We start from the raw sequence: 25,999 nt of genomic DNA on the forward strand, positions 1-25,999 counted from the left end.
GGTTGCTTGGTTGTTTTTGATGACATAACTTTGTAAAGTTACGCTTTTCGACTGTCCGTCTAAATAGGACCACTCCATACATCGGTAAAGGTACTCCAAAGATGAGTACTCAGTTTAAGAGCAAAGGCCTTAATTTCGAGTATCAACTTCGGTCAATCAAAGACTTTGATTATCAACTTTTCTTAAAATCGAGCAAACCAGAAGAGGTTGTGTTTGCTGTTTTAAGTAATTTTGGGGAAGATATCCCTAAAATTGCCATCGAAAAAATAATTGACAGGCTTGAGGAAACTACTGAAAATGAATTATCGTTGAAAAAATACATCAATCAGTTGCGTGTTCTAGCGGAACTGCGTAAATTAGACCTTAGAATAGATGAAATCATGGAAAGTATAGCAAAATATTTGAACGAAGAAAATGACTATTTCGTAGTCAAAGCTAAAAGAAAGTTTGTCGAAAACTTAATCAGAATTGGTAAGTTATCAATCAAAGAAATAGCTGACGCCGCAAACGTTACTATTGATTTTGTAATTGGTATCCAACAAAAACTTTCAGCCGACAAGTAATTTGAAAGGCTTTTGTTTCTTGGGTAGGCAAATTCACGAGCAACCTTCAAGCACTTTGGGACTTAGTTCAAGCCCCCCGATGGAACAATCCTACCGCTCCTTCCCTTTATGAGCCGTCTTCAAGCCTTTCTTGCACCCTAACTAGGCTCGAAGCCTTGGAATAGTAAGCACGAGCAGAATGCTCGCGCTATCGGGTCTTTGTTTTCCTTTTTTCTACTAAGATTTCGCCTCTCTGAGGCTTTTTTGTTTTTAAGGCGTTTAGCCTAATAAAAAAAGCCTTTGCCAGAGTAGTTAAACTTTGACAAAGGCTCGTAGCTGTTCCCGAAATTCGGAAACGTTATGGTCTAGCGTCTCTGACGCCACGGCAATTAAATCGCTTCCAAAATGCGCTGTTCCGATACGGCGTAGCCAATCTTTGCTTTGAGTTCGCTGATGTGTACGCGCTCTTGCTCCATGCTATCGCGGTGACGAATCGTCACGGTGTTGTCTTCCAACGTTTGGTAATCAACCGCAATACAGAATGGCGTTCCGATAAGGTCTTGGCGCGTATAACGCTTACCGATTGCATCGCGCTCTTCGTAAAACACGCGGAATTCGGTTTTCAAGGCTTTTTCGATTTCGCGGGCTTTTTCTGGCAAACCGTCTTTTTTCACCAATGGGAAAATCGCGGCTTTGAAAGGCGCCAACGCAGGGTGCAATTTCAACACCGTACGCTCTTTTTGGTTTTCGCCTTCGCCTACCATTTCTTTGGTAAAGGCATTGCAGAATACCGCCAAGAACAAACGATCTGCTCCCACCGACGTTTCTACTACGTACGGAATGTAGTTTCCGAAAGGCTTACCGTTTTCGTCGAGGTCATTATCGAAATACTGTTGCTTTTTCTTTGAAAGCTCTTGGTGGTTTTTCAAGTCGAAATCCGTGCGAGAGTGAATCCCCTCAATTTCGCGGAAACCAAACGGGAACTGATACTCAATGTCCACGGCGGCATTGGCATAGTGCGCCAATTTTTCGTGAATGTGGAATTTCAATTTTTCCGTAGGAAGACCCACCGCTTGGTGAAACTTCAAACGCGTATCGCGCCATTGTTCGTACCACGCCATTTCGGTGCCAGGACGCACAAAAAACTGCATTTCCATTTGTTCAAACTCCCGCATACGGAACGTAAACTGACGCGCCACAATCTCGTTACGGAACGCTTTCCCGATTTGGGCAATTCCAAACGGAATCTTCATCCGACCAGATTTTTGTACGTTCAAGAAGTTCACAAAAATCCCTTGAGCTGTTTCGGGGCGCAAATAAATCAAGTTGGAATCTTCGGCCACTGAACCCACTTGCGTGCTGAACATCAAGTTAAACTGACGCACTTCTGTCCAGTTGGACGTGCCCGAGATAGGACATTTAATCCCTTCGGCAATGATTAATTCACGCACCGCCTCTAGGTTATTGTCACCCAACAAACGTCCCATTTCGTTCAACAACTCCTGTGCTTTTTCGGCTTGACCCTCAGCGGCATACTGCTCGGCTTTCCCTTCGAGAAGTTGATCGGCACGATAACGCTTCTTTGAATCTTTGTTATCAATCATGGGGTCGTTGAAGCCATCCACGTGGCCCGACGCCTTCCACGTGAGCGGGTGCATGAAAATAGCCGCGTCAATCCCAACGATGTTGTCGTTGAGTTGCGTCATGGCTTTCCACCACATGTTTTTGAGGTTGTTTTTCAGCTCTACCCCGTTTTGACCGTAGTCATAAACTGCTTGTAAACCGTCATAGATTTCAGAAGAAGGAAATACAAAACCGTATTCTTTGGCGTGAGATACGATGTCTTGTAAGGAAGTTGCTGGAGCTTGGCTCATGAGGACGTTATGCGTTATTGGTTAATTGCGGTTTGCCGCTTCGCGGAGCCGCACATGCGGTTATCTTTAGTATTGGGGCGCAAAATTACGCAATTTGTGGCTAAACTTGTCGATGTGTATAATTTTTCTATTTTTGTGTGTAAATAATATGCAAGATGAGAACGAATATAGAAATTGACGACCAGTTATTGAGCCAAGTAATGGCTTTTAGCGGTGCGAAAACCAAAAAAGAAGCCATCAACGAAGCCCTCAAGTTCTATCTTTATAGAATGGCTTTGCAAAAACTAGAAGAACTGAGGGGGCCAGGTTCGTGGGAGGGCAATTTGGATGAAATGAGAACGGTAGAGCGATGATACTCGTTGATACTTCGGTTTGGGTCAGTCATTTTAACGGGTTTGCCACGCCGCAGACGCTGTTTTTAGCGAATGCACTGGACAGCGATCCCAAAGAAATAACCATCAACGCCACCATTTATCAGGAAGTGTTGCAAGGAGCAAGAAGCGATAGTCATTTTCACGTTTATCAAATTGTGCTGGATAATACCCAATTTTTGCAATTACCACTGCGTTCTTCGGCGCTTAAATCCGCTCAACTCTACCGCCAACTCCGCAAAAAAGGTGTTACCATTCGCAAACCCAACGACTGCTTGATTGCGGCTTATGCCCTTCATTTTGACCTCGAACTTTGCCACAACGACGTGGATTTTGATCAAATTGCCGCCCATACTGACCTAAAAATTTGGAAACCGTAACGATATGTTAATCCAGAACCTTTCCCTCAAAAACTTCAAGTGTTTTGAAGAAGTAGATGTAGAATTTGCTCCCATCACCCTCTTGACAGGCGCTAACAGCAGCGGAAAAAGCTCACTCATTTACAGCCTCTTAGCCGTTTTACAAACCGAACAGTTTCCCTTTTATCTATCTCCAAATGGGAAATATGTGAATTTGGGTAGTTTTGAGGAGATGGTTTATAAGAAAGATATTAGTAAAAAAATAGAGATAGGAATATCTCCTTTTTTAGAAATTTATCGATTTAGACTACCTCCTCCTGAACATAGATTTCAATGGACATGGACAGTTGATACCCTCCATTCATTACCTAAATTAGAAAGTCTCTCATTAGCATTTGAAGAGTTATATTTCGTAAACTCTACGTTCAGGATGGATATTAAAGCTATTGATAAAACTTATGAATTTTCCTTTCAAATGTCTGCACACGATGGCAGGTTTAAAGGGGTAAGTCGTCAAATTAAGGAAAGCGAATTCATGAAAGATAAATTTAACATTCATCGCATCAGCGATACTAATATATTTGGTAAAGGGTATTTTAATCTAGATACTATAAATAGTATTTATAAAGACCCAAACTTCATATTTCGTAAATCGTTTGAGAATGCCTTCCTTATCTCTGACACAAACTTCAACTACATCGGCTCTTTCCGCCAGCCACCCGAACGAACCTACTACCAAAAATCCAAAGCGCAATCCAAAGTAGATACTGACGGGGCAGGTTACATTGACCAAATCATAGAATGGGAAGAAACTGATCCTGATAAGTTGGCAGAATTGGCTAAAATCATGTCAGAGTTAGAGCTTTTCAAAGAAATAAAATCCAACAAATTTAAAGGAGGTCGCTTTGAATTGGCAGTTAAAACACAAACTAACAGCGAGTTAGCTGCTTTAACCGATGTAGGTTTTGGCATTAGTCAATTTTTACCCATTATCGTGGCTGATTTACAATTAGGTGATAATTCGTGCCTAGCCCTTTCCCAGCCCGAAATACACCTTCACCCTAAGATTCAGGCACTGTTTGGTAATTTTTTGGCCAATCAAATTAAGCAAACACAGAAGCAGTACATCGTCGAAACGCACAGCGAATATTTATTAAATCGCATTCGCTTATTGCTGGTAAAAGGCGAACTCAAACCCGAGGATGTGCGGGTCTATTACTTTGAAAATGACGGTGTAAAAACCACGACCCACCAAGTAGAATTTGCCACCGACGGCCAAATCAAAGGCGCTCCACAGGGATTTTTTGATACTTATGCCATTGATGTGTTAGATATAGCCATGAACTCATTTGCAGACTGATGAAAGATATTTTTATCGATAATAATGTGGCAAGCCGCTTCAAAAACCCTGCTGACGAAGAATACAAAAAATTGCTAAATTGGATTACAGAAAAAGGCCACTTAGTTCTTTCTCAGAAGTTACTTAAAGAATATATTAGTAGTAATCGTGGCAATTTTGGACAGAGTATTATTACGGTAATCGACCGATTGACGCGTGAAAACAGAATCGTTAGAATTGAAAACACACAACTAAAAGCCTTTTCTTTTCCTTCTCATATTGAAAAGAAAATCAACAAGTTAAGGATGAATATTGAAGATTACGACCATTTGAAAGCAATCATTATCTCTAATCGAAAAATTGGAATTGTCATTGACGAAAAACTCCGACTATCAGTAAACGATTATCCTAGCATTGATGGAATAAAACCTCAAGCCGTCTCTCGTCCTGAGCAGATTGATTATGAGAATTATGAGCCATAATTGCCCATCTAAAAGAATAAATCTAGGCCACATGTAGTAACTCCAACGCAGTCCTTGCGTCAAAGGCTAAAAAACAACCTATGTTTCAGCGCCTTTTAGTTGCAATTCGTGACGAATTTGGGATTTCCCGCAGCCAAGCGCGGGGTTTTATGGTACTTGCCGCCCTGATGGTTTTGTGTTGGTTTGGGCCTTTTTTAGTGGGACGGCTTCTTCCACTTCCCTCCTCCGAAATAAGTCAAGCCGACCGCCAAACCGCCGATAGTTTGGTGGCTGTTCTGGAATCTATTCAGCCCGAGCAACCAACGTATTCTCCAAAAAATTACGCCAATTACCCCTCTAAAACGCCCGAAAGCCCCCGACCTCTCTCAGAACCATTTCCCTTTGACCCCAATACCGCCACCATACAGCAATTGCAAGCCTTAGGAATGCCGACGTTCATTGCCGAGCGCATCGAAAAGTACCGTTCCAAAGGAGGGAAATTTCGTAAAAAAGAAGATTTGCAACGAATTTATGGGCTACAACCTACGCTCTATCAACGCCTCGAACGGTACATTAGCCTGCCCGCACCCAGCGAAAGGAACGCAACCACGGCTGCCTCCGCCCCTAGTTCGTCGCTCCCTCCCCCTCCTACTTTTGCTAAAAAAGCTGCTCCCGCGCCCTTCGACATCAACACGGCAGACACCACCCAACTCATTCGTTTAAAGGGAATTGGCAGCAAACTTGCCGCAAGAATTGTGAAATTCAGGGATGGTTTGGGCGGATTTATTTCAGTGACCCAATACAATGAAATTTTTGGTCTTGACTCCGTAGCGCTGAGTGAATTGAATCGTTGGGCGGCGGTTCGTACGCCTGTTCAAAAAATCAACATCAACACGGCTTCCGCTGAAGACATCGACCGACATCCGTACATTTCCAAGCGCCAAGCTGAAATCATCGTACGTTACCGCGAACAACACGGCGCTTACAAATCAGCCCAAGAGTTGCTGAATATCAAAATTTTAGACGAAAAACTGGTTTCAAAAATAGCACCTTATTTGGCTTTTTAAGAGCGTTCTAAGGAAAACGCAGGTAAACCAGCGTGCCCTTAGCCCCAATCGCCCAGCAAGCATTCCCGACACAGGTCATGGCATGTAAACCCACGGGTGCGTTGGTCAAGGCTTGCCACGTTTGACCATTATCCTTGGATAGACTTGTGCCCGCTGGCCCAACTGCTACAAAATAACCGTTATTCAATTTACGAACGGCTTCTTTTAAACCCGCTGGCTGAGTTGGCGTTGCTTTTTGCCACGTTTGTCCGCCGTCGTGGGTCACGATAACGTTATCCGATGCGTCTTTGTCAGCTTTGTAATTTCCTCCAACGGCTATCCCATTTTTCGCATCCCAAAAATTCAACCCAAAAATCCCAGAAGAAGCATTGGCCGCCATCGGGGTATCTGTCACTTGCCAAGTTGTGCCACGGTCGGTCGAATAAAACACGCGGGCGTGATCGCTCCCACCCGTGCCAATCCACACATTTTTCTTACCTTGGAGCACCATGGTAGAATTACTAGCCGCAAAAGCTGCTTCGCCCGCCTTATTTTCGGGCAATTGCGACGGTGAAATACGTTGCCAAGTTTGGCCGCCATCAGCGGTTTTAAGCAAATAAATTTTAGTGCCAATGGGATCCCCAAAAATCAGTCCGTTTTTAGCATCCCAAAATGATATACCATCCAAAAAGACTCCTTTTTCGGTTGTTTGCCATACTTCTTTCCACGTTTTCCCGCCATCGTTGGTTCTAAAAATACGTGCTTGTCCTTCCTCAGCCAAACCCGCACTTACTGCCACGGCCGTTTGGGCATCTAGGCCTTGAATCCCACGAAAGTCTAATTTTTCAGCACCTTGTACGTGCAAAACCTCCCAAGTAGTTCCTCCATTTACGGTATGTAGCACCGTTCCTTTGGAGCCCCCTGCCCATACAATTTTCTCATTCACGGCCGAAATTGAACGAAAATGAGCATCAGTGCCGCTATTTTGTGGGGTCCACTGAGCATAACTTACACAAAGCGAGAGTTGTAGTAAAAAAAAGGACGCAATAAATTTCATCGTAGTCTTATATTTGTCGTAAATATAGTCAAAACAATCCTTGACATTTTACGTTTTTGCTTCATCAACCTTCTTAATGCCATGCACAAAACGGCCTTTAAATCCCTCTCTTACGCAGCCCTGGTACTGCTTGTGACGCTTTCGTCGTGTAGTTTGTTCAAAGAGGTAGCCTCTGGCGATGCCTTGGTGAATGAGTTTATCAAAGTAAACATGGAGTATTGGTATTATTGGAACGACAAAATTCCAAGCGGCGCTGACAACAAACTTGCCTCTTCCGACTATTTTAATGCCATGCTTTATACGTATGACAAGCAAGCACGCCCCGACGGAGACCGTTTTTCTCGTTTTTTGGACAATGCCGAAACCACCGAGGCATCACTCGCAGGAGAAAGTAAAACAACAGGCGCACGACTTAGTTTGTATAACATCAATAATACCATTTCGGCCCTCGTTTTGTACGTCATTCCTGGCTCACCCGCTGCCCAAGGTGGTGTCAAACGAGGCGATATTATTGCTAAAATGACCGTTGATGGACAAGCAGTTACGGTCGATAACTACGCCAATTTACTCGCAGTTGGCACCAATTATGTCTTTACGCTAGGTCGATACGAAAACGCTGCTTTTGTAAGCACGGGCCAAACCAAAACGGTAGTGGCGCAATCGCTCCAAGAAGACCCCATGCCGTTTGATACCGTTTACACCAAAGGCAACAAGAAAATTGGCTACTTGGTCTATAACCGTTTTTATTCTAAACCCAACAACAGCGACCAAGCCCTTTACGACCAAAAAATGGCGCAGATTTTTGGGAAGTTCAAAGCCGCTGGTGTCACTGATTTTGTACTTGACCTGCGCTACAACGGTGGCGGCTACATTTCTACGGCGGTGACGCTGGGCAGTTTTATTGCCAAAGGAGCAAATGACAAAGTACTGATGACCCGCGACGAATACAACAAAAACGTAACGCCTGACTTACAGAAGCAATACGGTGCCAACTACGGTCAGCGTTTTTTTGAAAACCGCCCCGAAAACATTGGCAGCAACCTGAGTCGGGTCTATGTTCTGACCAGTACACGCACGGCATCGGCCAGCGAAATGGTTATCAATTCCCTCAAACCTTTTATGGAAGTGTTTTTGATTGGAGATGTAACGGTAGGTAAAAATGTGGGTTCGACGGTCATAAAAGACACTAAAAAGCGCTTTGTGCAAGGTATTATGCCGATTATTCTCAAAACATACAACTCCGCAGGGCAGTCTGACTACACCGCTGGATTTACGCCCAATGTCACTGTAAAGGAAAGCATTACGCAACCATTTTACGCTTTTGGCGACTTGAGAGACCCCCTACTTTCTGAAGCTTTTTATCAAATTACAGGCACACGCAACGCCCGTAGAGGCATAAGCGAAGCTGAGCCTATCGAGAGGTATAAAATACAGCCACAAGGCCCTGAAACCGAAATGTTTATAGATAGCCCCCAACAGTAATGTATTGTGTTGTTGGATGCTCACATCCAACAAAAGAGGTTTCTCAAAACCTCGTCAAAAGTGCTGTTGGATGCTCACATCCAACAAAAAAGGTTTCTCAAAACCTCGGATTCGTTCGGTTTTGAGAAACCTCTCGGGTGGGTTATAGTAACCCACCACACATTATGAATAACCCACCCCACAAAATGCTCATTTAGCTTATTCGGCTTTCAACTGCGTCAGTTTTACTTTCGTTGGGTTTGCGTTTACTACGTCGGTTTCCACTAGCCCGTCGCGTAGACGGATGATGCGGTGGGCATATTTGGCAATATCATCTTCGTGCGTAACGACGACAATCGTGTTTCCTTTAGAATGAAGTTGGTCAAACAAATCCATGATTTCGTAAGAAGTACGGGTGTCCAAGTTACCTGTAGGTTCGTCGGCCAACAAAATACTCGGGTCATTGACCAATGCGCGGGCAACAGCCACCCGCTGACGCTGCCCTCCCGAAAGTTCATTGGGGCGGTGTCCAGCCCGTTGTTCCAAACCCACACTTTTCAGCGCAGCCATGGCGCGTTCGGTGCGTTGTGCTTTTGTGTATCCTGCATAAATCAAGGGAAGTGCCACATTTTCGAGCGAAGTCATCCGAGGCAACAGGTTAAAAGTTTGAAACACAAATCCAATCTCTTTGTTTCGCACCTCAGCCAATTCATTTTCGGTCATATCGCTTACGTCCTTGCTATTTAAGATATACTTTCCCGAAGTAGGCGAATCCAAACATCCAATGATGTTCATTAATGTTGACTTTCCTGATCCAGAAGGACCCATAAAAGCCACATATTCTCCTTTACTAACCGAGATGGTCACATCTTTGAGGGCGTCGATAATTTCGGTACCCATGATGTAGCGTTTGGCGATGTGCGATGTTTCGATAATTTTCATGACTGTATTTTTTTCAAAATGTCTAACACTTCCTTGCTATCAGCGTCATTTTTCATGATTCGCTTTAAAAACTCCTGAAACTCCGCCTGCAAAAGGGTTTGGTCAAACACCTTTAATTCGTTGGTAAATAGGACAAATTCAATTTTATTTCCTTTTTTATCAGTGGCATACAAGGCATAATTCAACACAAATGCGGTTGAGCCACCCTTTGCCCCGAAATGCGTAAAATACCGTTTATTTTCAGGGTTTAATCGCATTGGCCACTCCATTAGGTCATCGAGTACGGTTTGGGTGGCTGTGTCAAAATAGGTACGACTATCTATTTTTTGCATCAAAGAACCGTATTCTGCCGCCGTTGAAGCTGGCAAGCGATTCGACCAAACTTTTTGTACTGGCAACGGAATATTGGCTAGCTTAAAATTCGCCTTCGTTGTTGTGTCTATTTTCAGTAATTCAAAATATTTATTGGCACGTTCCAAATAAACCGACATTGGCAATTTTTTCATCGCAGCCTCTGAATGCTCGTCCGAACAAACATACAAAGCCGACACAAAAGGGTACAACGGCTGGTGTTTGGTTAGCCCCAATTTGGGTAAATTGGCATTGATGTTGTTCAAACCCAATTTCCACATCAAATACTCCGTGTTGGCATTGCTACTGTATTGAAGCATTCCTTTGGCTACTTCTAACAGCGGCACTGCGTTATTTTGTAATTTTTTGGTTTTTCTTTGTTCGGCCAACCATTGTGGATGAGCGCCTCCATCGGTTTCTGGAATGTAAAACCGCGCTAGTTCTCCTATCGCAATCGGTTCCTCTGGTTTTATTTTTCCAGAAGCTACCTGCTGCGCAAACTCCACAGCAATGATAACCTTTACGGTACTTGCCAGCGGCATCAAGGTGTCCACCCTGTGGGCGACCTCCACCTTCCCGTTTTTAGCATAATAGATAGCACATTTTTGAGGATTTTTCTGAAGATATTCGGCTACAAAATCGGTTTCGTAGCGTAAATACTTAAAATAAAAATACCCAAACACACAGCTAAACAACAAGGCAAGTATGCCAAGACCCGTGGCAACAACTTTCCACATAATACGTGGTTTTTAAAAAATTAACGAAAGTTCAAAAGCAGGGAAAAAACAATGCGTAAAGGTACATTTTTACCTGAAACTTTCGCGTTCTTTTTCGATGAGTGCGCGTTGGGCTTGATAGGTTTTCAAAAATGCTTGATAATCGGTAGCAGTGGTCATTTGGGCTAAGTCCTGTAGCCCTTCTTCTGCGAAGTCAGTTAGGTATAATTTTAAACACTGAAGAACATACAATTTTTGCAAATCAGGCGCTGTCCGACGAAAGCGTAAGGCATTGAGTAGAATATCGTAGGCCGCTTTTGGATTTTTTTGAGCATTAAAATAGTGGGTCGCCGCCGTCAATACACCCATGTCAAACGGATGCTGTCTCACGGCCGTCCAATAGTCGGCTTTTGTTTTCAATTTAGCAAGGTTTACAAAGCTTGGACGGGCTTCTTTAATAAGCCAAAAATCCAGCATCTGACGGGCCATCGCTACCTTTTGGGAAGTATCCGCTACTGTTTCCGACGCCAAAATATCGAGGGCCGTCAATTTGTTTCGGGGATATTCCGCGTACGCTTGGGCTACTTGCAGCTCATGGTAAAAATTACCGTTGTTGCCCGTATTTATCAGTTTTTTAAACAAAATGGCTTGGTTTGTATCTTTCGTAAATTGCCCCAAGTTGTACAAATACGCAAAGTTATTGACACTCAATGCCGAATCTTTGGCAAAATCAGGGGCTACCTTCACGGCTTCGGTGCGGGCATTTGTTAGCTGTACAACGGCCAATCGGTTGGCTTCGTGCGAAAGATTGGCGGCTTTGTTTTCGAGCAATTGCGTTTCTTCTACGTCCTTTTTGGTAAGCCCCAACGACGCCAACGACCCTTTCCCCGACGAGGTAGTAAGTGCTTTTGCCCAGAAAGCCAGCAAATTACTCTCCGCCACGTCGCGGTTTTTAGCATTCTGACGTGCCAACTCAAAATAATAATACGTAGAGTCTGCAATGGCCGTTCGAGAATACAAATACCCTAAATTGTTTTGAATTTCACCATTATCAGGAAACGTTTTTAGTCCTTTTCGTAGGTTAAAAACCGCATCAAAAAATAGGTTTTCGTTCAACAGCGCTTGCCCCAAACCCACATACGCTTGTGGCGTCGGGTCTTTTTGCAAGGCTTGTTGAAAAAAAGACCCTGCCGTAGCCTGATCTCCCTGCCGCAAAGCCAAGGATGCTAGGGCAAAAGCCGACTTATGGTTCTGATAATCAATGTCCAGTGCTTGTTGGTAATAACCACTCGCCACTGTCCACTCCCGCGTAACGGTATGCAAATCGCCCAAGCCATTGTAATACCCCGCCTGCGCTTGGTCGATGGTATAAAAACGATTAAAAGCTAAAATGGCAATCCAAGCCATGCCACCAATCAGCCAAGCCTGCGACTGTAAAAATCGCATGGGTTTGTACACCACTTTATAAACGGCTTTCCCCTGTTTGAACAACGGCCAGAAATTAAGACCAACATAGACCACAAACAGCGTTCCGATGCACAATTGGCTATACACCACCGCATCCTCAAAAACTTCAATAAACGAATTGTTATGGGTAAAAAGCGCAAAGGACATCACAGAAGTCGTCACCAATCCTAGTCCGACGTATAACCATGCCCCAATCTCACGAAAAGGCAAAAATGCTTCGGTTCGTCGGGCAAAACTCCATATCCCTAAAGCAAGACTTATAGTATATATCACGACAGGACTTATATACCAAAACGCCGCATCACTCTGACGGGTTACTTTGAGGTACAACAGATACGTACTAAAAATGTACAGTACCGACAAAAACAAAAAGTTGAACAAACTCGTCTTGCCAAAACCTGTTCGTGGGTTGGTGACGACATACACAAAACCCGCCACAATTTCTATCGACAGCCACCCGATAAACCCAACACTCAACATCAACATGGGAAGCAAACTGTAGGTAGTCGCCGTCAGTGCTTGCAGAGGAGCATTGCTTCCAAAATAAAAAACGCCTACTAAAACGCCTACTACTCCCGCAAATAGAAAAATCCGCTGCACCATCGGCATATCTTCTCGAAAAGCGTGGACATAGTAACTTACAATACCCAACACTGCCGCTACCACCACAAAGCCCGTTGAATTGTCGGTCCCAAAAAGTTGCAGCACTTCAAAATGAGACAGCGAAAGCAGCGTAATGACTAACATCATGGCGCCAATGTACCACCTACGTGGCAAGCCCGAAATCGCGGCCAACAATAGCACAAAACCCGCCAACACGCCCCCCAAATACCCCCACCCCAGCCATTCGGGGACGTCGATTTGAACAGGTACAAATTGCTCTTTTAAAATATAGGCTTTTCCCAACAAAAAGAGGGTTTCTACTGACTGCTGTCCGCTATCTGCCGACCGCTGACTGCTATCTGCCAACTGCTGCCCACTCACCTTCAAACTATCGAGCTTTACGGGTACTTCGTCCAATTCGCTCAAAACTTTCCACTCAATCGAATTTTCGATGCCACGGTAGTGAAAAAAGAGAAGACAAACCAAGCTAAACGTCAAAAGCCCTAAAGCAGTAAGGTACAAAAACCGCTCAGAACGGTTCCAATTTTGCCAAAAAAGAAGAAATCTCATTGAATTTGAATGAATACTGAATGTCATCAGGCGATCCTGAACCACGTGTTACTAAAAACGTCCTTCCGAAACGGTTATTTTCTCGTTCTTCAAAAAATCGAAAAGCGTTAATCGTCGCAAGGTATAAAAGGAAGTCCAGTATGTCTTCAATACATTCACATAATTTTGTCGGGCTTGTACGGTTTCGTTGAGGGCGATGCTCAGGTCAGTGATGGTCAATTTCCCTAAAAAATAGCGCTGTTTCGTGATTTCAAATCGTCGCTGCGCAATCGTATCTGCTTTTTGAGCTACGGTGAGTTGTCCTTGTTGCTGATTGAAACGAAGTGCTTGCAGGTAAATCTCTTGCTCAAACGTAATTTCTTCTTGCTTTACCGTTACTTCTACCAATTCCCGATTGGCTTTGGCCAATTTTATCTGGGATTTTCGATACCCCCAATCTTGGATAGGGACGTCGATGTTGACCCCGATGTATTGGCGGGTTTGAAGGTTTTGGTACGACTCCAACAATCGGTTAGAGGTTTGTTGCGTACCCACGTTGGCAATCACGCCCAAGTTGATACTATTTGAACCTTTCGCCTCGGCGAGTTGGCGGTCGGCTTCCATACGCTGACTTTTAAAATCCGTCAACGCTTTGCGATTGGCTTTTGCTTCATTGAGTGCTATTTCGGGTGAGACAGTCAACAACGGAAGTTGAGAAGGCAGCACAAACGTCAGTGACTCCCCCAACGGCAGTCCAAGAATCCGTTTGAGGGTTTGGGTCGCAATTTCGAGCGTCACCTTTGCCTCGTTCAATTGATTTTGGGCATTTAAACTATTTAACTCTAACTGTAAAAGTTCGTTTTCGGTAATTTTCCCAATCAAGTACCGTTCCTTTGATACTTTTAAAAGAGTATCGGTATTTGCCTGATTTGTTTGCGCAATTTCCACCGCCGCCTGCGCCACCAATCCATCAAAAAAAAGTCCCACGGCCCTTAGACTTGCTTCTTCAATTTCTTCCAAATACCCACGCTGAGCTATATCGTACTGCAAGGGCTCCAGTAATTTCCGCCATTTTAGTTCATTATACAATAACGAATTTTGTTCGTAAGACAACGTAAATGGCGACGAAAGAAAAAAACTATTTTGACCTACTAAAAAATTATCTGTTCGTTGTAATGCCGTTCCAAATCGCAATTGTCCCCCTGTCAATCCGACATTTTGTACCATTGTCAGTCCTACTGAGTTATTAGCTTGGCTTACTTTTCTAAATTCCAACGAACCATCGGGTTGCGTAATAGGATTGATAGACCGATAAAACGTAGGAGCATTGGCGCTGAGTCGGATTTGAGGCTTAAAATTTGCCTTGAAGTTTTGATACCTCCAGTAGCTACGTTCATAGGTATTTTTGGCACGGTAATAATAAGGCGAATTTGTTTTCGCCAATTCAATTGCTTCTTCTAAATCAAGTAATTTAGCTTGTGCACTTACAGTAGCAATTCTACCACTAGCTAAAAAGCAAACAATAAAAGCAAAAAAACCGATTAATTTTCTCATAAAATATTACATAATTTAAAACTATTAAATACTATTTCTTAATTAAAAAACAAGGCATAAATACTAAAAGTACCACAAGTGACATAAGTAACCCTCCTATTGTACCTACTCCCAAGGCAAACCAGAAAGGCTCATTTTCGTACAATAAAAATGGAATTAACCCTACGATTGTTGAAGCAACAGTGAGCCAAATCGGGCCGATTTTGTGTTTAAAAGCCCGCAAGTAGGTCTCTATCTTAGGCTGTTCTGGAAATTGTTTTTGTAATGTATTCCACTCAGCAATGATAAAAATACCTGCACAGACCACATTTCCTGCCAACAGCACAAAAGAAGCGTAGCCGCCTTGATCAAAATTAAAATCAAACCAATAAAAAGCTAAAAAGACGCCTACGTACGACAGCGGAATCATGGCAATCAGGGCGAGCGGTTGCAATACATTTTCAAAAATGACAGCACATACAATATAAATCAGCACCATTACCAAGCCAATCAGCTCGTATTGTTTTCTTGCTTCGTCACTAAACCAATTGTACTCCGACTTTTTAGCGGCATAACCCACGGGCAAGGTGGGGCGAAACTCATTCAGCGTTTTGGTTAAAAATTTATCGCCAAAGTGTCCGCTCCCAAAATACTCAAAACTCACCATTCTAACGTACTGTTGGTCTTCCTTGTAAATCTCTGGAATGACCTTTTCCTTGGTAATTTCCGCCAATTTGGACAATTTGTAAACGACTGTATCCGATTGTAAGGGTTGATTTGTCAATTGATACACATCAAAACCATTTGCCTGCCGAGGTAAAACTTTGATTGATTGGTATTCTCCACCCAAAAACGTATATATATCAGAGTTAGGCTTATTATTTCTTTGATAAACGCCCTGGTAAATACCCGATAACGTGGTGTGATTCCAAGCCAAATCATTACTCTTTGTTTTTAACGTATATTCATATAGGTTTTTATTGGTAAACATTCCCATGCCCCGATTCACATTCACTTCTTGTACCCGTGGGTGGGTCTGAAGCCTAGTTTGCAACTGTAAGGCTTGCTGTTCCAGTTCTTGGTAATTGTAGCCTAACATTCGGACATTAAAACTCGGCGTTTGATTCTCGTCCAATGATTGGCTGAACCCCTGCCCTACTCCGTAAATATTCCAGCTAATGCCGCTCATTTCGGTGGAAAGGGCAATCATGCGATTTTTGAGCAAGTACGGAAATGAGGTACTTTCGTGGGCTTTTTTGAAGTAAATAACGATACTTCCTTGTTGGCCATTATAGACTTGCGTGATAAAACGATCCACTTCTGGGTACGCTTTGATCTCATTTTCAACCCGTTCAAAGACTAAATTCATTTGCGCAAGTGTACTATTGTTGGGTAATTCTGCCAATACGTATAAAGAAGTACGTTCAGGTTTACCAAAATACGCTCCCTCATACACATAATTCACAAAAAGGCGGAGCGTGCCGCCTAGCCATTTGTTCAGCGCGGGGCGAACTTCATCGCTAAACCACTCATTTTCAGATATCTGATTGTACCAATCCGCCAATGTACCCTTGTCTTCTAACCTATTGGGCAACAAAAAAACGGGTGTGCCAAAAAGCAATATACCTACCAAAATGACGGTTTTACGAAAACGAAGCAAGATGCGTAAAATAGCCTTGTAAATAACCTCACCACGCGGCAACCCGCCCCAACCCTCTCCGATTCTCTCGTAAGAATGGGTGAGATTACTCCCTCTCCTGAAAGGAGAGGGTTGGGGTGAGGTTGACATCAACGCAGGTACAAAACCCACCGCAACCACCAAGGATACCCCCAACGTAATGACCATCACTACCGCAAAATCAAGCAAATCGAGACGAGCTTCATCGGGCAAAAACCAAATCACCGCCAAGCCCGCGCAGGTGGTGAGCGTCGCCCCCAACAAAGCCGTAAAAACGTTCAGATTACGGTAACGGCGGTAGTGCTCAATCATCACGATGACGTTATCGATGATGATGCCCAGCGAGGTCGTCAACGCGGCCAAGGAATACAAATGAACCTCCACCCGAAAGACATACATCACAATCACAGAAAGCAACAAACACACCACCATACTCGCCCCAATCAACCCCACGTACCACCAACTGCGCATTGTTACTAACACAAACAAAAAAAGAATCAATACCGCCACACCCGACTGAATACCAATACGTTGCAAGTTTTCTTCGATGTATTTTGTGGCATCGTATTCTACCCGAAGTTGGTATCCTTTGGGAAGCTGCTTCCGTAGGTTTTTAATACGTTCACGCAGGGCTTTAGCTACCTCAAGCTGATTCGCCCCTGCCGCCGCCGTGATGCGCACGTTCAACGCATTTTGCCCATTTACCCGATAATAAGCTGTAGCGGGCTGCTCCTGTCGAGCCACTGTAGCCACATCGCCCAAGCGCACAATTCTCCCCCCAAGCCGCGCCACAGGCAAAGCAAGCAACTCCCCCTCCTGCAAGGAGGCAAGTCCCCTCTCCTGCAAGGAGAGGGGATTTAGGGGTGAGGTCCTCGGCACCAAACTCACCAACACCCGCCCCCCATCCGCCAACGTCACACTCCCCAGCGCCTCTCGCCGAAAAGTCGCCCCAATCGCCTCAACCAATTGTTTTTCAGAAAGTTGAAACCCTCTTAATGCATCATCATCGTAGCTTATTACCCATTCTTGGCGGCTTCCACCACTGACTTGTACCTCATACACCCCTCTTACCTGCGCCAAAGCAGGCTTGAGTTGCTGTTCTGCGTAGGTCAATAATGCCGCCGCCGCCGTAGACCCATCGAGCTGAAGTGTAAGTACCGCTTTCTGCCGTTCTTTTTGATTAGGGGTATTCAACGCGACCTCGGGATAACTCACCTCACTTGGCAGACGTTTATAGACTTGCCTCACCAATGACGCCACCTCCAAGCGCAGGGCATCTGCGTTGGCTTTTTTATCAAGCTCTAATGTGACATATCCGTAGCCATAGCCCGACACCGACGTTACCTTCTGCACTCCCTGCACCGTACTAAATGTTCCCTCCAACAAAGCCGTTACTTGCGCTTCCACCACCAAAGGCGACGCACCCGCCCAAGCATAGCTCACCGTTAGGTTTTGCCCACCGCTGGAAGGGGCCAATTGCACTGACAACCTTGGCAAAAGAAGTACACCGACCAAACTTAGCACCGCAAACGCCAACAAAAGGGGATATGCACTTTTCATGACTTTTTACTTAGTATATTATTTGGATATAATCTATAAATAATTCACAAAAAGTAATAAAATTCCTTGCAAAACTCATTTTCTTTTCATTGCTTTGGCTCATTAAGCATATCGTTATTAAAGGAACGAATTGTTTATTTTACCTTACTTTAAAATGTAAATATAATCGTTAGCATTTCCTTTGGCACAAAACAGGCACGAGGGAAGGGTAAACTATTGTTGAAATTTTAAACTGTAAACCTAAAATAAACAAAACATGCAAGCTACTGATTATCAATTACTCCCCCCCCAATCACACGCCCTAAACGTCTCTTTGACGGTGGTAGTGCGTTGCCATTTCTTAACCCAAACATCCTTTAACCGCTAACAGCCATGAATACCATCATGCCCAACGAACGTTATTTTCACTACAACGGCCAACGCATCTCTTACCGCGAGGGTGAGGTACTATTAGCTTGTGCCAAAGGGTGGACGATTGAACAAACAGCCGAAAAACTTTTTATTAGTCCGAATACAATCAAACGACACCGCGAAAATTTACGCTTGCGTTTTTCGTTGCAAGGATACAGCGCTTTGGTGTGTTTTGCTAGTAAATTAGAACCTGATTTAGAAAAATGGGTAAAGTAGCCCATTGACATTTTTAGTAAAAGCCCCCACCTTTGTATCAACCAAACTCACAGGGCGCGTGGTGAGGGTGTAAAATAAATAAAACGAACTTTTAAACTTTTACGAACATGGAAAAGAAAAAAATGTCAAAAGCCTTGATGATCACAGCCGCTTTAGCTGGAGGTATGGCTCTTACGCAATCGTTTTTTAATGAGGCGCAGGCGAGTGGGGGGGGCATAAGGTCTTGCCAAAATAGGCCGAGAGAGAATAATGGTGATTGCGAAACTAAAGACCAAACTAATGGTACATATTATTATGTCTGTGAAGACTCTTGGTTTTGGCACGATTGTGTAATAGGAGGCTAATAGCAAATCATCCTCAATCGTTTTGAAACATAAATGGTTGAGGATTTATTTACATTATAATACATAATAAGTACCCCACAGACTTAAGAAGTCCCTTAATATATTTACAAATATTTTAATTTTAAAATCATGAAATATAAAATCATTATTATTGCATTTATTTTGTTGTCATTTATTGGTTTATTATTCTTTTTTTTTAACGAAGAAAGTGTTTTTATTGTAAAAAACAAAGAAAAAGATTATTATAAAAATAAAAAATTAAATATAGAAATTAAAAAATCGATAACCGTATCATTAGATATTGAAACTCCTCAAGAGTTGAATGGGTTATACGCTATTAATAAAGGAAAATACATAGGGGGACTCATTTTTTTAAATAGTATAGTTAATTCTTTGCAAATTTATAATAAACATGGCGACTTAGTTCATAAAATAAAACTACCAAAAGAAGGGCCTAAAGGTGTAGGGGTTATAGAGGGGTTTTTATTTATTAATGAAGATAGTTTGTTTATATTAAATAGAAGTGATGTTTTATTTTTTCTTGATAAAGATTTAAATATTAGAAAAAAATACAACCTAAGGCCAAATTATTCAATGGCTAAATATGCTCCCAGTCCACGAATAGTTATTTCAGGGGATATGCAAATGGCAATAATTAACAGCAAGGAGCACATACTAATTAATGGTGTAACAATGGGAGAACCACGAGATGAATCCAAAAATAACAGGCCAAATATTATTGATTTGGATTTGAATATATCAAAGTTTAATTACAGATGGCATTATCCAGAAAATTATAGACATGGAACATGGGATAATCTCAGTATACGTTCATTTCATAAAGCTTATAATGAAGAAAAAAAAGAATTCATTTTTAGCTATCCTATCGAACACAATATTCACATTAGTAATGATTTAATCAATGATAAAGAATTGTATGGAGGTAGTATATATATCAATGAAATAAAGTCTTTAAGCAAAATAAGAATGCCTCCCCCATTTAGATTTAGTCGATCGAAAAGGAAAGATTTGTTTTTCTTAAACTCACTCTACTCTTCTATCTATTATGACCCATACAGAAAGTTAATTTACCGCTTTTGTCATCATAGCTTGAATGAAAGTATTTATAATTTAAAAGGCCCATATGCTAAAAAAATATCATTAATTGTATTAAATTCTAAATACGATTATATTGGAGAATCTATGATTGGCGACTACGTTGACCCTGAAACTTGTTTTGTAAATGAAGAGGGGTTGCACATAAAAAAATACAATAATAATGAGAATTTAGCTGAATTCGTATGTCTAAAAGTAAATATCGCAAGACAATAATAGTACTTGCCTTTTCTTGTCTTTGGATGCAAGTTTCTTGTTCATCCCCTAATTGGAGTGAAAATGATCTCTTAAGAACATTTAATTTTTCTACTTTACAAAAGAAAAAAATAAGTAGATATAATTTTATATTTATTATACCAAACTCTGGCTGTTCTGGCTGTATTTCTAATGCAGAGTCATTTTTTATAGAACATCAGAATCAAAAGTCAAATAAAATATTGTTTATTTTTAATCGAATAATTTCTAAAAAAAAATTTAATATACGCTTTAAGAGCTATACTGAAGGATTTTCTAATGTTATTGTTTTTGATGGTATTGATTCATATCCAGAAATATATCCTGTTATTTTAATAAAAAAACAAGCAAATATTAATCAACACTTTGTATCTCCCAAAGAAGATGGTATAAAAATTTTGGTAGAAGAATTAAAAAAAAATCAGTAAAATAACCCATGATTACATATATTTGATAGAAAAAAACTATTTCACCGTGGAAACAAAATACATTCAAACGTCTTGGATTGATAAGTCTGGCTTAGAAAATGTTGTGAGTTGGATTTCTCCTTTATATTACTTAATGAGTTGGTCATTAAGTTCCTTATTATTGTCACGTCATTCGTCTCGTGTGTACCTTTATGGAGACCAGAATTCAGGCGAATTGTTGATAGATAAACTAAAGCTTCCATATACTGATTTTATTCCTTGTCTTGAGATATTTCAAAATCCATTTCCAGAGGCCTGGGTACTTAATAAGATGTATGTATATGCCCAGCAAAAAGAACCTTTTGTGCATGTTGACAGTGATGCTTTTTTATTCCACTCTCTTACTCAAATACAATTAAATGCCCCCTTTTTAGCACAAAACTTAGAAGAAAATCACCCTAACTATATCAAAGGAAAAGAAACAATATTATCCACTTGTAGTGATCTTCCGCCTTTTTTGATTAATGATAATATTAAAAAATATAGTGCTATCAATGCAGGTATTGTAGGAGGGCAAAATTTTTCATTATTTGAAGAGTTATATTCTCTTGCTATTGAGTTTTTAGAAAACAATCCATATCTGCTTTATTCACTTGATAATGATTGTTTAAATCTTTGTATAGAGCAGTTATTTCTTCATCAATATGTGGCTTCAAAAAATATTACATCTCAGTATTTATTAGACTACACAGTAGGTTATCCATATCAATATGGATTGGATAAATTTACACAATTACCATGTAATTGCTCATATGTTCATGTAATGAACTATAAAAAAAACTCAACGATATGTGAGCAATTAGCGCAACGACTCTACATAGAATCACCTGAATTATACGAACGATGCATTCAAGTCTATCATGCCATTTCTAAAACTTCTATTTCAGTTTTGGAAAGCGATTTTTCATTTGCGAAGAGTAGCATAAGTAAACATAGTAATATTTCTCTTTCTAATGAATTAATAGAAGATATTAGCCAGTTTGAAAAAGAGAAGAATGAATTTATTGAGTCTATATCTGACAAAAAAGAATTTTTAAAATGGTGGAAAACTCATTCGATTCAAGTTAATTCTGCATTGAAACTAGAGCCCAAAGAGGTTTTTCTAAAAAATATAAGACATTCCAATTTCTCAAAACGAATAGTTTCAGAGTGGAATTGGAGCGAAGCAAATGAATTTTCTACTCAATCAATGATTGATCACCTCTCAATCAACACATTTTTACCTCCTACTTACTTTGAAACTTTGCTTTATGTTTATCCACATCAATCTATTATCAAAGAGCAAGTATTGGATGTTTTTGGAATACTTATACTTGACAATATTGATTTTCCTATTCCTTTAGGAGAGGTAATTAATATTGTTTGGAATCAAATAAAACACGCTCAAGTAGAAGGCACTAACAACTCCTTGACGAAAGAAGATATATTCAATAGAATATGCTTTTATCTTTATCAAGGAATACTTGAATTTGAAGAAGTATAAGTAGTCTAAATATTTGAACAAATGAAAATTAGAATTTGTATTCCATACAGGAATCGAGAAGAGCATCTTTCTCTATTCATTCCACATATATGTAAGTATTTGTCGAATAAAGAATTTGAAATATTAATCATAGAACAAACTCAAGGTAAACCATTTAATCGTGGAAAACTGGCAAATGTAGGTTATTTATTGTCCGATAATACAAGTGCCTTTTGTGTACATGATGTAGATATGTTGCCTCAAAAAGTTGACTATGAAGTAGTAGCTGATGCAAACCACCTTGCAGTGAATGTAAGCCAATTTGGTTATCATCTTCCATTTGAAACATATTTTGGAGGAGTAGTCTTATTTGCTCCTTTTATAATGGAGAAAATTAATGGGTTTAATAATGACTTTTGGGGATGGGGAATTGAAGATAATGATTTATTTGATAGGGTTATTTATCGTGAATGTACAGTATTTAGGCCACAACAAGGTTTTTTTTCGTCTCTTCCACATAAGAAAGCATTTCAAAAAGATATCTATGAAAAAAATTTAATAAAACTAATCAAAAGCCAAACAAATAAAAGTGAATATGATATAAATGGGTTAAATTCTTGTGATTATAAAGTTATAAAAGCATACTCAGTCGAAAAAAATATTAAACATTTTATTGTTGATATTTAATTTTATGTGGTTGATTGTAACATTACTGTCAACTTTTTAATATTAGATATTCCATGTTCGCCAAAATCGTTTTTCAATTGTTTCGGCAAACTTTTATCAAGCAGTAATTTCATGAATCCATTGGAGAAATTTTGGTAAAACAACGATCTTTTGTACTATTTCCAATAAACCCACGGCCTGTTCTCTTTTTTTACAGACGGAAAATTTTGCAAAAAGTCGTTTAATTACATTCCGCCTTCTAAATGCCAAAATAAAGTTTCAATCGGCACACGAGTTCCCGCAAAAACGGGAGTAGCCGAAAGAATTTCTGAGTTAATCGAAATAATTTTCTGAATGTCCATTTCTGTAATGCTTTTAAACAAAAATACCAAAATTTTTAATGGATGAAGATACTCAAGATAAAATAGACCCTATTCAGGGGTTTGACTGGTGAGATATTCAAAATAAGTTGTTGTTTTATTGCTGTTTTCGTCGTATTTTGACCTCTACCTTTAAAAATTTCTGCATGAAATATTTAGCCCTTTTTTTTGTTTACGTTGATGCAATGCACCTCACAACCCAAGGAGGAAGAAACCGATACAGCCCAACCTTCCGTCAATGCCACGCCCGCAGTAGCCATCCAAATCGCCCAACGCAAAGTGTTCTGGGGGTTGTTATTGTCTAATGGAAAGGTGAGCCACCAAAGTGAGTCTAAAATCAACTTTGCTACCAGCAAGTATCAATACTCAAATTCCTCTTCAAAAAGGCTCAAGTGATTGAGACTTTCATGTTTTTAATCGTATAGCCACTACGTCTTATAAATTATGAGTTAACTCCTAAAAAATAGTCATAGAAGTTATTGACATTTTACTAAAAGTTTACATCTTTGTAAATAAAGCGCTTTTCTGGTCTGTATTTACTCTATTACAACTATGATAAACTTATGACGTTCAAGACCTATTCTAAAAAAATCTTTACATTACTTTTTTCAGCACTAGTAGTTTCTTGCACTAAAACCGAACAAGAAGAGTCAAGTTATGGAAAAACATCAATTAGTAAACAAAAATCAGTTTCACTACAACTGGATTCTAAGAGTCGAAACTGGTCGATGAATAACCAATACATCGTCAGCAATGACCGCAACGAAGAACGTCTATGCTTATTAAACTCACCTACCAATTCTTTGCAGTTTTATACGCTTGGTGGCAACAAAGTACATGAAATTAAATTCAAAAATGAAGGGCCTAATTCAACAGGGATTGTAAATGGTTTTTTATACGTCAATAACGATTCAATATTTATTTTAAATAATTTACAAAACCGCATCTATCTATCAAACAGTCGCGGAGAAGTAAAAAAGACCTACCAATTACCTGCTTTTTCAAAAAACAAGTATTTTCTTCGCCCTTGGTGTGAGGATGGCACCGAAATCTTTCTCCACAAAGGTCATTTATTCATCCCTGGCCTACCTTGGATCAGCTATGACAAAAATCCAAAAGACTATTACAACAAAGGTTTGATAGGGATTGATTTGGATTTGGCAACCTCCTCATCAAGGTTTCACATTCCGTACCCAAACAAAGAATGGTTAATAGACAAACCTTTTAACTCACAGAGCATATCCCCCAAATGTATTGCCAACCCTACAACAGGACATTTAATCTACTCATTTGGGGTTGATTCTTACGTGTATGAATATTCTACCGAAGGGAAGTTATTAAATAAACATTTCTTTGGAACTAAAAACAAGGAGGAAGTACCCAAACCCATGGCCAATAGAAATGGACTCCATGACCCAATCGAAGAGGCTTTAAATTATACCAACAATTTGTGCTACGAAAGGTTATTTTTTGATAAATTTAGAAATTTATATTACCGTATCGTCAAACATTCAATCCCTGAATCGAGCGAATATACCCGAAAAGATTTCAATCTGGGTAAAAGGCCTTGGTTTGGGTATTCGTTGATTATTGCCGATACAAACTTTAAAATTTTAGACGAAGTACCGTTAAAGGATGGAATCGGCTCGGGTGCACTCATTGTTACAAAAGAAGGAGTTTTAATACAGAAGGAAAATGAAGACGAAAATCTTATGGAATTTGATAGTTTTATTTTTACTCACCCGTTGCACACCCTCCCAACCCAGTGAGGAAGAAACCGAGAGTGCTACCCCTTCTGTCAACACCACCCCCGTGGTAACAACGCAGGCCGCCCAACGCAAAGCGTTTCGGTGGTTGCTGTTATCTAATGGAAAGGTGAGCCACCAAAGTGCGTCTAAAATCAACTTCGCGACCAACGGGGTCATTGCCCAACTTGCCGTTCAAAACGGTTCGGTTGTTCGGGCGGGGCAGCTTTTGGCCCAACTCGAAAACCGAGAGCAACAACTCGCCCTCCGTCAAGCCGAACTACAGCTCGCCGAAGCCCGCATCGAAATCAATGACTTGCTCATCTCGCAAGGTGGCCGCAAAGGCGACAGTACTTCCGTCAAAGCCGACGTATGGACGTATATCAAACTTAGGAGTGGTTACGAACGCGCGCTTTTGGCGGTCCAAAAAGCCAAAAATGACCTTGAAAATACCTACTTACGAGCGCCGTTTGCGGGGGTTGTTGCCAATCTCAAAGCCAAACCCTTCACCCCTACTGCCACGGAGTTTTGTACGCTTCTCAGCCAAACGGCTCCCATGGTCGAGTTTTCGGTGCTCGAAACCGAGCTGTTGGTGGTGCAGGTAGGGCAGGTGGTCACGATTCAGCCCATCGCTTTGGGCGGGCGCAACTACCGTGGACAAGTTGCCGAAATCAATCCTTTTGTGAGCGAACAAGGGCTGGTGCAGGTCAAAGCCCGCCTCCAGCAAGCCGACAAGTACCTATATGAAGGCATGAACGTGCGGGTGCAAGTAGAGAAAACCATCCCCAACCAAGTCGTCGTTCCAAAAACAGCGGTCGTAGAACGAAGCAGTCGCAAAGTGGTCTTCACCTATGCCGCCGAAACCGATACAAGCGGCTTGGCCAAATGGAATTACGTAACCGTAGCCCACGAAAACGACACCGAAATCGCCCTCAGCGAAGGCATCAAAGCGGGCGATGTCGTGATTACCAATGGCAACTTAAACGTAGGGCACGATGCACGAGTGAGAATAACCAGTAAGCAACCTAGCACAAAAGGCGACTGAGCAA

Annotated in this window: 24 protein-coding genes; 16 read left to right on the forward strand and 8 right to left on the reverse strand. The window is 41.2% G+C overall.

Features of this window, described 5'->3' with window-relative positions:
- The first annotated feature begins 101 nt into the window (after nucleotides 1-101).
- On the forward strand, nucleotides 102-563 hold the full coding sequence (locus tag AC23N5_RS14245; protein WP_487756102.1) for a hypothetical protein: 462 nt from the start codon (nucleotides 102-104) through the stop codon (nucleotides 561-563).
- A gap of 368 nt (nucleotides 564-931) precedes the next feature.
- Here AC23N5_RS14245 and AC23N5_RS14250 read toward each other — a convergent pair whose 3' ends face one another.
- Nucleotides 932-2,416 carry a glycine--tRNA ligase gene (locus AC23N5_RS14250; protein ID WP_183976328.1) on the reverse strand — a complete coding sequence of 495 codons (1,485 nt, stop codon included), beginning with the start codon at nucleotides 2,414-2,416 and terminating at the stop codon, nucleotides 932-934.
- 155 nt (nucleotides 2,417-2,571) lie between these two features.
- Between AC23N5_RS14250 and AC23N5_RS14255 the strand changes: the two genes are divergently transcribed.
- The 5 genes from AC23N5_RS14255 to AC23N5_RS14275 all read left to right on the forward strand — a co-directional run bounded on the left by AC23N5_RS14255 (nucleotide 2,572) and on the right by AC23N5_RS14275 (nucleotide 6,013).
- Complete coding sequence (locus AC23N5_RS14255) at nucleotides 2,572-2,769, forward strand: type II toxin-antitoxin system VapB family antitoxin (protein ID WP_487756103.1); 198 nt, start codon at nucleotides 2,572-2,574, stop codon at nucleotides 2,767-2,769.
- Nucleotides 2,766-3,167: a type II toxin-antitoxin system VapC family toxin gene (gene vapC, locus AC23N5_RS14260; RefSeq protein ID WP_487756104.1), complete on the forward strand. Its 402-nt coding sequence runs from the start codon at nucleotides 2,766-2,768 to the stop codon at nucleotides 3,165-3,167. Before AC23N5_RS14255 ends, vapC begins: the two co-directional genes overlap by 4 nt.
- 4 nt (nucleotides 3,168-3,171) lie before the next feature.
- Nucleotides 3,172-4,506 (forward strand): AAA family ATPase, encoded by a 1,335-nt coding sequence (locus AC23N5_RS14265; RefSeq protein WP_487756105.1) that lies wholly within the window; start codon nucleotides 3,172-3,174, stop codon nucleotides 4,504-4,506.
- Nucleotides 4,506-4,967 carry a hypothetical protein gene (locus AC23N5_RS14270; RefSeq protein WP_487756106.1) on the forward strand — a complete coding sequence of 154 codons (462 nt, stop codon included), beginning with the start codon at nucleotides 4,506-4,508 and terminating at the stop codon, nucleotides 4,965-4,967. The genes AC23N5_RS14265 and AC23N5_RS14270 overlap by 1 nt, the downstream gene beginning before the upstream one ends.
- An 80-nt stretch (nucleotides 4,968-5,047) precedes the next feature.
- Nucleotides 5,048-6,013 (forward strand): ComEA family DNA-binding protein, encoded by a 966-nt coding sequence (locus AC23N5_RS14275; protein WP_487756107.1) that lies wholly within the window; start codon nucleotides 5,048-5,050, stop codon nucleotides 6,011-6,013.
- 7 nt (nucleotides 6,014-6,020) lie between these two features.
- Here AC23N5_RS14275 and AC23N5_RS14280 read toward each other — a convergent pair whose 3' ends face one another.
- Nucleotides 6,021-7,049 (reverse strand): WD40/YVTN/BNR-like repeat-containing protein, encoded by a 1,029-nt coding sequence (locus AC23N5_RS14280; RefSeq protein ID WP_487756108.1) that lies wholly within the window; start codon nucleotides 7,047-7,049, stop codon nucleotides 6,021-6,023.
- Nucleotides 7,050-7,130: 81 nt separating this feature from the next.
- Here AC23N5_RS14280 and AC23N5_RS14285 point away from each other — a divergent pair, with 81 nt between their 5' ends.
- Nucleotides 7,131-8,531 (forward strand): S41 family peptidase, encoded by a 1,401-nt coding sequence (locus tag AC23N5_RS14285; protein WP_487756109.1) that lies wholly within the window; start codon nucleotides 7,131-7,133, stop codon nucleotides 8,529-8,531.
- Nucleotides 8,532-8,729: 198 nt separating this feature from the next.
- On the opposite strand, the gene AC23N5_RS14290 is transcribed toward AC23N5_RS14285, so the two are convergent.
- The 5 genes from AC23N5_RS14290 to AC23N5_RS14310 form a co-directional block, all read right to left on the reverse strand.
- Nucleotides 8,730-9,452 (reverse strand): ABC transporter ATP-binding protein, encoded by a 723-nt coding sequence (locus AC23N5_RS14290; protein WP_183976319.1) that lies wholly within the window; start codon nucleotides 9,450-9,452, stop codon nucleotides 8,730-8,732.
- Nucleotides 9,449-10,540 carry a serine hydrolase gene (locus AC23N5_RS14295; protein ID WP_487756110.1) on the reverse strand — a complete coding sequence of 364 codons (1,092 nt, stop codon included), beginning with the start codon at nucleotides 10,538-10,540 and terminating at the stop codon, nucleotides 9,449-9,451. Before AC23N5_RS14295 ends, AC23N5_RS14290 begins: the two co-directional genes overlap by 4 nt.
- Before the next feature lie 69 nt (nucleotides 10,541-10,609).
- Nucleotides 10,610-13,159, reverse strand: coding sequence for a tetratricopeptide repeat protein (locus AC23N5_RS14300; protein WP_487756111.1), 2,550 nt, complete (start codon nucleotides 13,157-13,159; stop codon nucleotides 10,610-10,612).
- A 51-nt stretch (nucleotides 13,160-13,210) separates the two neighbouring features.
- Nucleotides 13,211-14,692, reverse strand: coding sequence for a TolC family protein (locus AC23N5_RS14305; protein WP_487756112.1), 1,482 nt, complete (start codon nucleotides 14,690-14,692; stop codon nucleotides 13,211-13,213).
- 31 nt (nucleotides 14,693-14,723) lie between these two features.
- Nucleotides 14,724-17,909: an efflux RND transporter permease subunit gene (locus AC23N5_RS14310; protein ID WP_487756113.1), complete on the reverse strand. Its 3,186-nt coding sequence runs from the start codon at nucleotides 17,907-17,909 to the stop codon at nucleotides 14,724-14,726.
- A gap of 372 nt (nucleotides 17,910-18,281) precedes the next feature.
- Here AC23N5_RS14310 and AC23N5_RS14315 point away from each other — a divergent pair, with 372 nt between their 5' ends.
- The 6 genes from AC23N5_RS14315 to AC23N5_RS14340 all read left to right on the forward strand — a co-directional run bounded on the left by AC23N5_RS14315 (nucleotide 18,282) and on the right by AC23N5_RS14340 (nucleotide 22,846).
- Entirely contained in the window at nucleotides 18,282-18,536 is a 255-nt protein-coding gene (locus AC23N5_RS14315) for a response regulator transcription factor (RefSeq protein ID WP_487756114.1), read from the forward strand.
- A 107-nt stretch (nucleotides 18,537-18,643) separates the two neighbouring features.
- Nucleotides 18,644-18,880, forward strand: a complete 237-nt coding sequence (locus AC23N5_RS14320; protein ID WP_487756115.1) for a hypothetical protein — start codon at nucleotides 18,644-18,646, stop codon at nucleotides 18,878-18,880.
- A 129-nt stretch (nucleotides 18,881-19,009) separates the two neighbouring features.
- On the forward strand, nucleotides 19,010-20,212 hold the full coding sequence (locus tag AC23N5_RS14325) for a DUF4221 family protein (protein WP_487756116.1): 1,203 nt from the start codon (nucleotides 19,010-19,012) through the stop codon (nucleotides 20,210-20,212).
- Nucleotides 20,182-20,658 carry a hypothetical protein gene (locus AC23N5_RS14330; protein WP_487756117.1) on the forward strand — a complete coding sequence of 159 codons (477 nt, stop codon included), beginning with the start codon at nucleotides 20,182-20,184 and terminating at the stop codon, nucleotides 20,656-20,658. The genes AC23N5_RS14325 and AC23N5_RS14330 overlap by 31 nt, the downstream gene beginning before the upstream one ends.
- Before the next feature lie 46 nt (nucleotides 20,659-20,704).
- Entirely contained in the window at nucleotides 20,705-22,180 is a 1,476-nt protein-coding gene (locus AC23N5_RS14335) for a DUF6734 family protein (protein ID WP_487756118.1), read from the forward strand.
- A gap of 21 nt (nucleotides 22,181-22,201) precedes the next feature.
- Nucleotides 22,202-22,846: a galactosyltransferase-related protein gene (locus AC23N5_RS14340; RefSeq protein WP_487756119.1), complete on the forward strand. Its 645-nt coding sequence runs from the start codon at nucleotides 22,202-22,204 to the stop codon at nucleotides 22,844-22,846.
- 224 nt (nucleotides 22,847-23,070) lie between these two features.
- On the opposite strand, the gene AC23N5_RS14345 is transcribed toward AC23N5_RS14340, so the two are convergent.
- Nucleotides 23,071-23,187: a DUF433 domain-containing protein gene (locus AC23N5_RS14345; RefSeq protein WP_487756120.1), complete on the reverse strand. Its 117-nt coding sequence runs from the start codon at nucleotides 23,185-23,187 to the stop codon at nucleotides 23,071-23,073.
- 164 nt (nucleotides 23,188-23,351) lie between these two features.
- On the opposite strand from AC23N5_RS14345, the gene AC23N5_RS14350 reads away from it, so the two are divergent.
- The 3 genes from AC23N5_RS14350 (at nucleotide 23,352) to AC23N5_RS14360 (ending at nucleotide 25,995) form a co-directional block, all read left to right on the forward strand.
- On the forward strand, nucleotides 23,352-23,510 hold the full coding sequence (locus tag AC23N5_RS14350) for a hypothetical protein (RefSeq protein WP_487756121.1): 159 nt from the start codon (nucleotides 23,352-23,354) through the stop codon (nucleotides 23,508-23,510).
- 258 nt (nucleotides 23,511-23,768) lie between these two features.
- The gene (locus AC23N5_RS14355; protein ID WP_487756122.1) at nucleotides 23,769-24,974 is read left to right on the forward strand and encodes a DUF4221 family protein; all 1,206 of its coding nucleotides are present in this window, start codon (nucleotides 23,769-23,771) and stop codon (nucleotides 24,972-24,974) included.
- Nucleotides 24,925-25,995, forward strand: a complete 1,071-nt coding sequence (locus tag AC23N5_RS14360) for an efflux RND transporter periplasmic adaptor subunit (protein WP_487756123.1) — start codon at nucleotides 24,925-24,927, stop codon at nucleotides 25,993-25,995. Before AC23N5_RS14355 ends, AC23N5_RS14360 begins: the two co-directional genes overlap by 50 nt.
- Nucleotides 25,996-25,999 lie beyond the last annotated feature (4 nt).

This window comes from Runella sp. R5_40 (genome assembly GCF_057652295.1).